The sequence below is a fragment of the Hymenobacter sp. PAMC 26628 genome, assembly GCF_001562275.1.
In the GTDB taxonomy this organism is placed as follows: domain Bacteria; phylum Bacteroidota; class Bacteroidia; order Cytophagales; family Hymenobacteraceae; genus Hymenobacter.
The window spans coordinates 3,597,113-3,608,998 of record NZ_CP014304.1; the positions used below are offsets into that span (position 1 = coordinate 3,597,113).

Below are 11,886 nucleotides of genomic sequence, written 5' to 3' on the forward strand. Positions count from 1 at the left end.
TCAACTGGGCCCCTCCGCCGCTTCTTATCCCCGATCCCCATCGCATACCTTTTTCCAATGAACAACCAGCAAGGGCTGCCGGCCCCCGCCGAAGGCAAATTAGGCATCCTACTGCCCGGCATGGGCGCCGTGGCCACTACCCTCATCGCCGGCGTGCTGGCCGTGCGCAAAGGCGCCGCGCAGCCCATCGGCTCGCTCACGCAGATGGGCAAAATCCGCACGTCGACCGGCAACCCCAAAATCAAAGACTTTGCCCCCCTTACCGCCCTCGACGACATCGAGTTTGGCGGCTGGGACGTGTACGAGGACAACGTGTACGAAGCGGCCTTGAACGCCGGCGTGCTGGATTATAAAACCCTGAAGGGCGTACGGGCCGAGATGGAGGCCATCAAGCCGATGAAGGCAGCCTTCGACCTTCATTATGTCAAGAATCTCGATGGCACGCACATCAAAACCTACACCACCAAGCTCGACCTGGCCGAGCAGGTGATTGCTGACATCCGCAACTTCAAGGCCGAGCGCGGGTGCAGCCGGCTGGTGATGGTGTGGTGCGGCTCGACGGAGATTTACCACGAGCCCACCGAAACGCACCGCACCCTGGACGCCTTCGAAGAAGGCCTGCGTACCAACGCGTCCAACATTGCCCCGAGCATGATTTACGCCTACGCCGCCCTCAAGGAAGGCGTGCCGTTCGTGAACGGGGCCCCCAACCTGACCGTGGACGTGCCCGCCCTGCTGGAGCTGGCCGCCACCACCGGCACGCCCGTGGCCGGCAAAGACTTCAAAACGGGGCAAACCCTGATGAAGACCATCGTGGCCCCCGGCCTCAGCGCCCGCTCGCTGGGCGTGAAGGGCTGGTTCTCGACCAACATCCTGGGCAACCGCGACGGCCTGGTGCTCGACGACCCGGACAACTTCCGCACCAAGGAAGTTTCAAAGCTAAGCGTGCTCGACAGCGTGTTTCACCCCGAGGAAAACCCCGAGCTGTACGGCGATATGTACCACAAGGTGCGCATCAACTACTACCCGCCGGCCGGCGACAACAAGGAAAGCTGGGACAACATCGACATCTTCGGGTGGATGGGCTACCCGATGCAGATCAAAATCAACTTCCTCTGCCGCGACTCCATTTTGGCTGCGCCGCTGGTGCTTGACTTGGCCCTGTTCATGGATTTGGCTAAGCGCGCCGGCTGGTCGGGCATTCAGGAGTGGCTTTCGTTCTACCTGAAGTCGCCGCAAGCTGAGCCCAACATCCGGCCCGAACATGACATTTTCAAGCAGCTCGTGATGCTTCACAACACCCTGCGCCTGCTGATGGGCGAAGAGCCCGTAGCCGCTGCCAGCGAGGAGGCGTACCAGGACGGCCCCCAGGCTTAGTTGTCGGTTGCTAGTTATTGAAATCAGAACGTCATGCTGAGCGTAGCCGAAGCATCTCTATCGTTTAGTTGAACGATTGATTTAGTGTGCGGTAGAGATGCTTCGGCTACGCTCAGCATGACGGCCCAACACCTCTACAAAAAACCCAATAACCAAGCAACCGGCAACCGCCCGTTTACCCTTGAACAATTACTGCGTACGTGCTTAAATTAGTTGCCTCCGTCCTGGGCATTGGGTACGTGAAAGGCGGGGGCACGGTGGCCGCCGCCGCCACCTGCCTCGTGCTGTACCTGGCCCGCGCTGGGGGCCCCACAGTGCGGCTTTGGCCGGCGGGCCTGCTTACGGCGGGCCTGCTGGCCGTGGGCACGCTGGCCGCTCACTGCGTCGAAGCCCACTGGGGCAAAGACAGTTACCGCGTCGTTATCGACGAGGTAGCGGGCATGTGGATGAGCATGTTGCTGGTGCCCATCACGGGGCCCCGGCTACTGCTGGGGCTGGTGTTGTTTCGGTTTTTTGACATCGTTAAACCGTTGTTTATCAGAAAGATGGAGCAGCTACCGGGCGGCGTGGGCGTGATGATGGACGATGTACTGGCGGGCCTCTACACCAGCTTGCTGCTGCAAACCGCCGTGCAACTCGGCTACGTATAGAGGCCGTGCGCTACCCGACACTACTCAAGGCACAGGCGGCATCGGCGGCCAGTACGGCCGTCGACTTTTTGGTAACCATCGGCCTGGTGGAGGGGCTGCACAGCTGGTACCTGCTGGCCACCGTGCTGGGCAACGCGGCCGGGGGCGCCACCAACTTCTACCTGGGCCGGCACTACGTTTTTAGGGCCCCGCAGCAGGGGGTGCCCGCCCAGGGCGTGCGGTATTTTGTGGTGTGGCTGGGCAGTATGCTGTTGAACGCCGCGGGGGTTTATCTGTTTACCCAGCTGCTGCACGTCAACTATGTGTATAGTAAAGTGGTGGTGTCCCTGCTCGTCGGCGTGGGCTTCAACTACTTTTTGCAGCTGCATTTCGTCTTTAAAAAACCATGAAACGTTTGTTTAGCCAGCCCTGCGGCTTGGCCGTGCTCTGCTGGCTGGTGCTGTTGCTGGGGGCCCCGGCCGGGGCCCGGGCCCAGACCATGCTACGGGGCGTGGTGACCGACGCCAAAACCAAGGAAAAGCTTCCCTTCGTCAGCGTGTCGGTGCCGCAGGCCGCCATTGGCACCAACACCGACGCGGACGGGCGCTTCACACTACAAGTACCGGCCCAGTACACGTCGGTGGCCTTCACGTATTTGGGCTACCGTACGGTGGTCAAGACCTTCGTGGCCGGCCAGGCGCAGGACATCAACGTGCAGCTGGCCACCAACGCGGCATTGCTCAACGAGGTGGTGGTGACGGGCTCGAAGGGGCCCCGCTACAAGAACAAGGACAACCCGGCCGTGGCGCTCATCCGCCAGGTTATCGAGCACAAGGAGCAGAACCGCCCCGAAAGCTACAACTACGTCGAGTACGAGAAATACGAGAAGATGACCTTCTCGTTCAGCAACTTATCCGATAAATTCAAAGACCGGAAGATTTTCCGCAATTACCAATTCCTGTTCAAAAAGCAGGACTCGCTGGCGGCGGGCGGGGTCAACATCCTGCCCATTTACATCGAGGAAAAGCTCGCCCGGGAGTATTACCGCAAGGACCCCGAGGCGCGGAAGTCCATCGCGCTGGGCAACAAGCAGGTGGAGTTTGACAAGCATTTTATTGACAATGAGGGCCTCAGCACCTATTTCAATCGGATGTACCAGGACATCGACATCTACGCCAACAACGTGGCGCTGCTCGGCAACCAGCTCCTGAGTCCCATCGCCAACAACGCGCCCACGTTCTACCAGTTCTACATTTCCGACACGCTGCGGCAGCACGTGCCGCAGCTGGTGGAGCTGAGCTTTTTCCCGCGCAACAAGGGCGACATGCTCTTTGCGGGCAAGCTCTACGTGACGCTCGATGGCAACTACGCCGTGCAGCAGGCCAACCTGTCGGTGGACAAGCGCATCAACCTGAACTTCGTCAAAAGTCTGAACGCCAACCTCCAGTTTGCCGAAAACCCCGACAAGCGCTACCACTTGAGCAAGAGTTTTTTGGGCATCGATTTCGGCCTGTCGGATAAAGGCTCCGGCTTTTACGGCGAGCGCACCGTGTCGTTCGACAAGTACCGGGTGAACCAGCCGGGCCCCGCGGGCGTGTACGAGGGCCCCGCGCGCGGGGCCCTGGACAGCCTCGCCCAGCGCAACCCCAACTTCTGGCAGCTGAACCGGCCCGACAGCTTGACGCAAATAGAAAAGGCCATTTACACAAACGTCGATACCCTTCAGACCATCAAGTCGTTCCAGCGCACGCTCACGCTGTTCACCTTCCTGTTTTCGGGCTACAAATCGTTCGGGCCGTTCGAGGTGGGGCCCTCCAACACGTTCTACAGCTTCAACCCCGTGGAGGGCTTCCGGCTGCGGGTGGGCGGCCGCAGCACCCCCGAATTCAGCAAGCGCATCTACTTTGAAACCTACTCGGCCTACGGCTTCAAGGACGAGAAGTGGAAGTACTTTTTAAGCTCCACGTACGCGCTCAACGGCAAGTCCATCTACACTTTCCCGCAGAATTTCGTCCGGGCCAGCTTCCAGCGCGACACCCGCATTCCGGGGCAGGAGCTGGAGTTTGTGCAGGAAGACAACTTCTTGCTCTCCTTCAAGCGCGGCATCAACGACCGGTACCTCTACAACGACGTGTACCGGCTCGATTACGTCCATGAGTTCCGCAACCATTTTTCTTACGCCCTGGGGTTTAGGAAATTGCAGCAGTCGCCGGCCGGCAGCCTCTACTTCCGCAACGTCGTGGGCGACCAGGCCAACTCCGTCACCACCCTGTCCACCACGGAGCTGTCGGTGCTCCTGCGCTGGGCCCCCAAGGAAACTTTTTACCAGGGCAAGCTCTACCGCTTTTCCATCATTGGGCCCTACCCCGTGTTCACGGTGCGGCTGGCCACGGGCATCAAGGGCTTTTTTGGGGGCGAATACACCTACCAAAACCTGGCCGTTAACGCCACCAAGCGCTTTTACCTCTCGCAGCTGGGCCACTCCGACGTGACGCTGGAGGGCGGCTACGTGTTTGGGCAGGTGCCGTTTCCGCTGCTCGACGTGCACCGGGCCAACCAGACGTACTCGTACCAGTTGAATTCGTATAATTTGATGAATTTTCTGGAGTTTTCGAGTGACCACTACGCCAGCTTGTTCATCGACCACAATTTCAACGGGTTCTTTTTCAATAAATTACCCCTCATCAAGACCCTTAAGCTGCGCGAAACTGCTTCGTTGAAGCTGCTGTACGGCGGCATCCGCGAGGAAAACAACCCGTCGCTGCACCCCGCGCTCTACCAGTTTTTGCGCGATGCGCAGGGGCAGCCCACCGCCTTCGCCCTCGGCCGGCAGCCCTACGTGGAGGCCAGCGTGGGGGTGGCCAATATTTTTAAGCTGTTCCGGCTCGACATCGTGAAGCGCCTCACCTACCTCACCAACCCGAACGTATCGGAGTGGGGCCTGCGGGGCCGCTTCAAGCTCGACTTTTAACCCCCCGACCGCATGACCTTCGATGCCCTCCGCACCGCCCTGCAAACCGGAATTTATACTGTCATCAACCCATTTGTACGCCTGCTCATCAAAATCGGCTTTACGCCCAACGGCGTGACCCTAACGGGCTTAATCTTGAACGTGGGCGTGGCCGTGGTGTTCATCATTGGCGCCGAGGAGGGCAACCGGGGCGACCTGCGCTACGTGGGCTGGGGCGGGGCCCTGATTCTGTTCGCCGGCCTGTTCGACATGCTTGATGGCCAAGTGGCGCGGCTGGGCAACATGAAAAGCGAGTACGGCGCCATGTTCGACTCGGTGCTGGACCGCTACAGCGAGCTGTTTACCTTCCTCGGCATTTGTTACTATTTGGTGGCGCACCACTACCTGCTGGGGTCGCTCTTCACCTTCATCGCCCTCATCGGCTCCATGATGGTGAGCTACACGCGGGCCCGGGCCGAGGGCCTGGGCGTGGAGTGCAAGGGCGGCCTGATGCAGCGGCCCGAGCGGGTCGTGCTTATGGGCGTCAGCGCGTTGGCCTGCGGCCTGGCCTCGGCGTTCTTGGGCGGCGACTACAAGCTGTTCGTGCCCGGTGTGCCGTTCCACGTCTTCGAAACCATGTCCATCCTCACCTTCCCGCTTGCCGTGCTGGCGGTGCTGTCCAACATCACCGCCGTGTCGCGGCTGCTGCAAGCCAAAAGAGCGTTTGAGCTGCGGGCTGCCCCGGCTGGGCCCCAGGCCGCGCCCGCCAAAAAGGTGGCCGCGCCAGCCGCGGCCGCAATACTGGTCGTGGGGCTGTTCCTTGGCAACCCGTCGCTGGCGGGGCCCCAGGAGCCGCGCATGGCGTTTCCGACGCCCAGCGGCGTGGCCAACCAGCTGTTCTACTTGCAGCGCGAGCCCAACACCAACACCGTCATCTACCAGCTCAATGTGAACAATGCGGGCCAGCTCGACGAGGACGAGCCCATTAACGTCTTTTGGATTCGCTACACCGAGGACGGCAAGCGCAAAGACCTGAACTTCATCCAGCGCAGATTTGCCTACGGCCTCAGCGCCAAGCGCATGGGGCCCAATAAGTTCGAGCTGAAGTTTGCCGCCTACGACAAAGTGCCATTTTACCTGATGAAGTCCAGCGTGGACAACGCCTACCACGTGTTTACAGTTGTGGCCAACAAGCAAATTGCCCTGACGCGCGTGTACCTGCACATCGAGGGCGGCACTTTCTGGGTGCCCAACGTCAAATACATCGAATTCAAGGGTTGGAACGCGGCCACCCGCGAGGCCACCGTGGCCCGCGTCGACGTTTAGAAGCCATTTGGGTTATTAGCGCCGCCTCCCGTCCCGCTGAGGGACCTGTGGGGCACCCAGCAGTTCGCACTTTTTACCTTTATGCTCCAATTTTCACCAGGGCCGGCGCGCCGCCCGGGGGCCCTACTCGTGCCGGCGCTGTCGCTGGCGTACCTGCTGCTTTCGTACTTTTTGATTGGCTTCCGGCCCGAGCAGCTGGTGCTGGTGGGGCTGTGCAACGCCTGCTACTTCCTCTCGGCCACCACGCGCCGGTTCATCACCGGGTTTTCCATCTTCGTCGTGTTCTGGGTGCTCTACGATTACCTGCGGGCCTTCCCCAACTACACCTTCCGGGCCGTGGACGTGGCGCACCTCTACCACACCGAAAAGGCGCTTTTCGGCATCGGCTACCATGGCCAGTTGCTCACGCCCAACGAGTTCTGGCTGCTCCACCACACCGCGTTTTTGGATGTGCTGTGCGGCATTTTTTACCTGTGTTGGGTACCCATTCCGCTGAGCTTTGCCGCCTACCTGTTCTTCCGCAACCGCCGGCTGTTCTTTGAATTTTCTCTGACCTTCCTACTGGTCAACCTCTTGGGCTTCGTGCTCTACTACTTGCACCCGGCCGCGCCGCCTTGGTACGTGCAGCAGCACGGCCTGTCGTTTCAGCCGCTGGCGATGGGCAGCACGGCCGGCCTAGCCCGGTTCGACAGCTTTTTTGGGGTGAGCATTTTCAAGTCCATCTACGCCAAGAACGCCAACGTTTTCGCGGCCATGCCCTCGCTGCACTCCGCCTACCCGGTCATCGTGCTGTTTTATGCGGTAAAGAACCGGTCGGGCGCTTTCAACCTGGTTTTCCTCACCATCATGCTGGGCATCTGGTTTGCCGCGGTTTACACCAGCCACCACTACGTGCTGGACGTGCTGGCCGGTATTTCCACGGCTCTGGTGGGCATTGGCCTGCTGCGGCTGCTGCTGGCCAAAAGTGCGGTGTTCAACCGCTTTTTGGCCGCGTTTATGCGGGCTACGGCGCCGGCGGCGTAGGGCCGCTGGGGCCCCACCGGCCGGCGCGTGGCCCGCAAATGCCCCCCAGGCATTGCACCTTGCGGCGCCGGTCTGCGTTAAAGCAGGCGGCTGGCTTCGTTCCGGCTTTTATTTACGAATCTTTTTGAGGGCCCCGGCCACCCGGTTTTCGGGGCCCGCTCACGCACCTTTCTAGTTGATTTTTATGGCTGTTATTTCCAACGGCAAAGCCACGCCCGGCGGCACCCACCACAAGAAAATTGGCAAGCCCGTGCTCGACGAGCGCCTGACGCCTACCGCCATCCCGGCCCACAAGCTGGTGCTCCGCCAGCTCCGCCGCTCCGACTTCAAGGCCATCAAGGTCATCATGGACAAGGTATATTCCGGCATGGAGGGCGCCTGGGCGGCGGATGAGTTCGCCGCGCTGCTGCGCAAGTTTCCGGAGGGCCAGATTGGCATCGAGGACAACGGCACGCTGATTGCGGCCGCGCTGGCCATCATCGTGGACTACAGCAAGTTCGGCGACAAGCACACCTACGCCCAAATTACCGGCAACGGCAAGTTCGACACCCACGACGAGGAGGGCGACACGCTCTACGGCGTAGACGTGTTTGTGGACCCTGAGTACCGCAACCTGCGCCTGGGCCGCCGCCTCTACGACGCCCGCAAGGAGCTGTGCGAGAACCTGAACCTGCGCGCCATGGTAGCAGGGGGCCGCATTCCCGGCTACGCCGCCTACGCCAACGAGATGACGCCCGCCAAGTACGTGGAGATGGTGCGCAACATGGAAATCAAGGACCCCATCCTCACCTTCCAGCTGAGCAACGACTTCTACGTCCGCAAAATCATCCGAGGCTACTTACCCTACGACTCCGAAAGCAAGGCCTACGCCACGCTGCTGGAGTGGATCAACGTGTACTACGACGAGGATTTCGACAAGCTCATCGGCAACACGAAGTCCAACGTGCGCATCGGCATCGTGCAATGGCAGATGCGCGCCACCAAGAGCTTGGAGGATTTTTACCAGCAAATTGAGTTTTTTGTGGACACGGTGAGCGGCTACAAGGCCGACTGTGTGCTGTTTCCGGAGTTTTTCAACGCCCCGATGATGGCCCTGACCAACGAGGAATCGGCGGCGGCGGCCATCCGCGGCATGGCGGCCTTCACCGAGCCCATCAAGGTGCGGATGATGGAGCTGGCCGTGAGCCACAACATCAACGTGATTGCCGGCTCGATGCCGGTGTACGAAGACGGCAAGCTCTACAACGTGAGCTACTTGTGCCGCCGCGACGGCACCGTGGACGAGCAGTACAAGCTGCACGTGACGCCCGACGAGGCCAGCTACTGGGGCATGCGCGGCGGCGACAAGCTCAAGTGCTTCGACACGGATTTTGGCAAAATCGGCATCCTTGTCTGCTACGACGTGGAGTTCCCTGAGCTGAGCCGCCTGCTGGCCGAGGAAGGGATGAAAATCCTGTTCGTGCCCTTCTGGACCGACACCAAGAACGCCTACCAGCGCGTACGCATCTGCGCCCAGGCCCGGGCCATCGAAAACGAGTGCTACGTGGCCATCACTGGCTCGGTGGGCAACCTGCCGCGCGTCGAGAACATGGACATCCAGTACTCGCAGTCGGCCGTGTTCAGCCCCTCCGACTTCGCCTTTCCGCACGACGCCATCGTGGCCGAGGCTACTCCGAACACGGAGATGACCCTCATCGCCGACCTCGACCTGGACCTGCTCAAGGACCTGAACACCAGCGGCGCCGTGCGCAACCTGCGCGACCGCCGCAAGGACCTGTTCTCGGTGAGCTGGGCCAAAAAAACGGCTGAGCGCGACGAAGAGCTGCTGGCCCAGGGCGAGGAGCGGGCCCCCAAAACCAGCCGCCGCCGGGCCGTATCCGCGGGCTAGGCCCCCGGGGCCCCAGCCCACGGTAAGTTAAAGGCAGCCCCATTTAAGGCCGTCATGCTGAGCTTGTCGAAGCATCTCTACTGCGTAAGTAATCATTTACTGCTGCGGGAGAGATGCTTCGGCTGCGCTCAGCATGACGGCCTTGGTATGCAATGGGGCCCCAATGTGCGCAGTGGGCAGAATCTGCGCAACAAGCCCGCCGGCTCCTACCTTCACCCCCCGCCGCTGCTGGGGGCCCCGGGGCCCCAGCGGTTTTTCCCGCTCTCGCCCCTTCTGCCCGTATGACCTTGCTCGTGATTTTGCTGGCCGTGCTGGGCCTGGTGGTCCTCATCAACTGGGGCAAAGTGAATGCATTCCTGGCGTTTTTGCTCGTGACGCTGCCCGTGGGCTTTGCCCTGGGCCTGCCGGCCGACCGGCTGCTGGCCGCCATGTACCAGGGGCTGGGCGAAACGCTGGGCTCGGTGGTGGTCATCATTGTGCTGGGAGCCATGCTGGGCAAACTGGTGGCCGACAGCGGCGCCGCCCAGCAAATTGCGGCCGTGATGATCCGGGCCTTTGGCACCAACAATGTCCAGTGGACGCTGATGGTGGCGGGCTTCATCATCGGCATCCCGCTCTTTTATAATGTCGGGTTCGTGCTGATGGTGCCGCTGATTTTTTCGGTGGTGTACAAGTACAAGCTGCCCGCCGTGTACGTGGGCCTGCCCATGCTGGCCTCGCTCTCGGTGATGCACGGCTTCCTGCCGCCGCACCCCGCGCCCACGGCGCTGGTGGCGCAGTTCCACGCCAACATGGGCCTCACCTTCGTGTACGGGCTGCTGGTGGCGGTGCCGGCCATCGTCCTGGCGGGGCCCCTATATTCGCGCACGCTCCGGGGCATCGTGTCGCGGCCACTAGCGGGCTTCGTGGCCGAGAGCCTGCCCGAAAGCGCTTTGCCGGGCCGCGTCAACAGCTTCGTGTCGTCGCTGCTGCCGGTGCTGCTGCTACTGGGCGCGGCCGGGCTGCGGCTGGTGCTGCCGGTGGGCAGCGCGTGGGGCCCCGCGCTGGCCTTCCTCTCCGAGCCCACCATCATTTTGCTGCTGTCGGTGTGCGTGGCCACGTGCACGCTGGGCCTGGCCCGGGGCAAAACCATGCCCACCATCATGGACGCCTACGGCAGCGCGGTGAAGGACATTGCCATGATTTTGCTCATCATCGGCGGGGCCGGGGCCCTGAAGCAAGTGCTGGTGGCGAGTGGCGCGAGCACCGAAATTGCCGCCGGCCTGCAGGGCACCGGCCTGCCGCCGCTGCTGCTGGGCTGGCTCATTGCGGCCGTCATCCGCGTCAGCCTGGGCTCGGCCACCATCGCCGGCCTCACCGCCGCGGGCATGATGCTGCCCACCATGGCCCAGTCGCACGCCGACCCCAACCTGATGGTGCTGGCCATCGGGGCGGGCAGCCTGCTGCTCTCGCACTTCAACGACGGCGGTTTCTGGCTGTTCAAGGAGTACTTCAACCTCTCGGTGAAAGACACGCTGCGCTCGTGGACGGCCATGGAAACCATCGTGTCGGTGGTGGGCCTGGCCGGCGTGCTGCTCCTGAACTGGGCCCTGCCGCTGGTGGCGCCCGGGCTGGCCCACCACTAGCCAGCGGCCAGCTGGGGGCCCCGGCGGCCTTTGGAGGGAAGGACATTTCTTGCTCAACTTTCCGAAGTCCTGGCGGTTCCAGGGCCCCGGCCGGGGTTTCGGGCGGGCGGTTTCACCCTTCTTACCTTCCATGCAACGCATTTTCATCACCGGGGCCAACCGGGGCCTGGGCCTCGAGCTCACCCGCCAGTACCTTGAGCGCGGCGCCCACGTGCTCGCCGCCAGCCGCCAGCCCGACGCCGCCCGCGAGCTGCAAGCCCTGCGCCGGCAGTACGCCGAACGCCTGACGCTGCTCACGCTCGACGTGACCGACGACGCCTCCATCGCCGCCGCCGCGCAAGCCGCCGCCCAGGCCGTGGACGGCCTGGACGTGCTCATCAACAACGCCGGCGTGTACCAGCCCGGCGGCAAGGGCCAGCCTCTGGGCCAACTCTCGGCCGCGGCCGCCGTCGAAACCTTCCGCATCAACGCCGTGGGGCCCCTGCTGGTGGCGCAGGCGCTGCTGCCGCTGCTGCGGGCCGGCGGCAAGGCGCGCATCGTCAGCATCTCGTCGGGCCTGGGCTCGCTCACCTGGAAAGCCTCCGGCGACCCCTACCACTACAGCGCTAGCAAAGCGGCCCTGAACATGTACATGCGCAGCCTGGCCGCCGAAGTGGGCCACCAGGGCATCCTTTCCGTGGTGGTGGACCCCGGCTGGATGCGCACCGGCATGGGCGGCGACCACGCCACCCAGGAGCCCGGCGACTCGGCCCGCGGCATCATCCGCCTGGCCGAACAGCTCCACGCCGAAGAAAACGGCGGCTTCGTGACCTGGCAAAACCAGCCCGTGCCGTGGTAGGCAGTCGCACCTGGGCAGCACTGCTTCCCGGGGCGAAACCCCTTGGCTGGCTTAACGCAACAAAAAGACGTTAGTGCCGATGTACTGGCTAAATATTGCGCTGTTTGTTGCGCCTCAAAGATGATGAAGCAAATCAAGATTTCTTCTTGATTAACCCTTTAGCAAAAGGCACAGTAACTGCTAAAACCTCAATTTTTAGCTAATGCCCTACTTGGTCACAGGGGTATAAC

At 62.0% G+C, this 11,886-nt stretch carries 9 protein-coding genes; all 9 read left to right on the plus strand.

Features of this window, described 5'->3' with window-relative positions; genetic code table 11:
* Positions 1-57: 57 nt before the first annotated feature.
* Positions 58-1,377: an inositol-3-phosphate synthase gene (locus AXW84_RS15690; RefSeq protein WP_068235208.1), complete on the plus strand. Its 1,320-nt coding sequence runs from the start codon at positions 58-60 to the stop codon at positions 1,375-1,377.
* A 200-nt stretch (positions 1,378-1,577) separates the two neighbouring features.
* Positions 1,578-2,027 carry a phosphatidylglycerophosphatase A family protein gene (locus AXW84_RS15695; protein WP_068235212.1) on the plus strand — a complete coding sequence of 150 codons (450 nt, stop codon included), beginning with the start codon at positions 1,578-1,580 and terminating at the stop codon, positions 2,025-2,027.
* A 5-nt stretch (positions 2,028-2,032) separates the two neighbouring features.
* Positions 2,033-2,416, plus strand: a complete 384-nt coding sequence (locus AXW84_RS15700; RefSeq protein ID WP_071891419.1) for a GtrA family protein — start codon at positions 2,033-2,035, stop codon at positions 2,414-2,416.
* Complete coding sequence (locus tag AXW84_RS15705) at positions 2,413-4,977, plus strand: DUF5686 and carboxypeptidase-like regulatory domain-containing protein (protein WP_068235220.1); 2,565 nt, start codon at positions 2,413-2,415, stop codon at positions 4,975-4,977. Before AXW84_RS15700 ends, AXW84_RS15705 begins: the two co-directional genes overlap by 4 nt.
* 12 nt (positions 4,978-4,989) lie before the next feature.
* Entirely contained in the window at positions 4,990-6,282 is a 1,293-nt protein-coding gene (locus AXW84_RS15710) for a DUF4833 domain-containing protein (RefSeq protein WP_068235222.1), read from the plus strand.
* A gap of 81 nt (positions 6,283-6,363) precedes the next feature.
* Positions 6,364-7,305 (plus strand): phosphatase PAP2 family protein, encoded by a 942-nt coding sequence (locus AXW84_RS15715; RefSeq protein WP_068235224.1) that lies wholly within the window; start codon positions 6,364-6,366, stop codon positions 7,303-7,305.
* Between the two features lie 346 nt (positions 7,306-7,651).
* On the plus strand, positions 7,652-9,193 hold the full coding sequence (locus AXW84_RS15720; RefSeq protein WP_442905613.1) for a GNAT family N-acetyltransferase: 1,542 nt from the start codon (positions 7,652-7,654) through the stop codon (positions 9,191-9,193).
* A gap of 281 nt (positions 9,194-9,474) precedes the next feature.
* Positions 9,475-10,818, plus strand: a complete 1,344-nt coding sequence (locus AXW84_RS15725) for a gluconate:H+ symporter (RefSeq protein WP_068235227.1) — start codon at positions 9,475-9,477, stop codon at positions 10,816-10,818.
* A gap of 130 nt (positions 10,819-10,948) precedes the next feature.
* A complete protein-coding gene (locus AXW84_RS15730; RefSeq protein ID WP_068235232.1) occupies positions 10,949-11,656 on the plus strand; it encodes an SDR family oxidoreductase in 708 nt (235 codons plus the stop codon).
* Positions 11,657-11,886 lie beyond the last annotated feature (230 nt).

Bases quoted from the DNA above. Each gene is read 5' to 3' on its own strand.
- AXW84_RS15710 (WP_068235222.1), top strand. From the start codon at position 4,990: ATGACCTTCGATGCCCTCCGCACCGCCCTGCAAACCGGAATTTATACT.
- AXW84_RS15720 (WP_442905613.1), top strand. From the start codon at position 7,652: ATGGACAAGGTATATTCCGGCATGGAGGGCGCCTGGGCGGCGGATGAG.
- AXW84_RS15705 (WP_068235220.1), top strand. From the start codon at position 2,413: ATGAAACGTTTGTTTAGCCAGCCCTGCGGCTTGGCCGTGCTCTGCTGG.
- AXW84_RS15690 (WP_068235208.1), top strand. From the start codon at position 58: ATGAACAACCAGCAAGGGCTGCCGGCCCCCGCCGAAGGCAAATTAGGC.
- AXW84_RS15715 (WP_068235224.1), top strand. From the start codon at position 6,364: ATGCTCCAATTTTCACCAGGGCCGGCGCGCCGCCCGGGGGCCCTACTC.
- AXW84_RS15730 (WP_068235232.1), top strand. From the start codon at position 10,949: ATGCAACGCATTTTCATCACCGGGGCCAACCGGGGCCTGGGCCTCGAG.
- AXW84_RS15725 (WP_068235227.1), top strand. From the start codon at position 9,475: ATGACCTTGCTCGTGATTTTGCTGGCCGTGCTGGGCCTGGTGGTCCTC.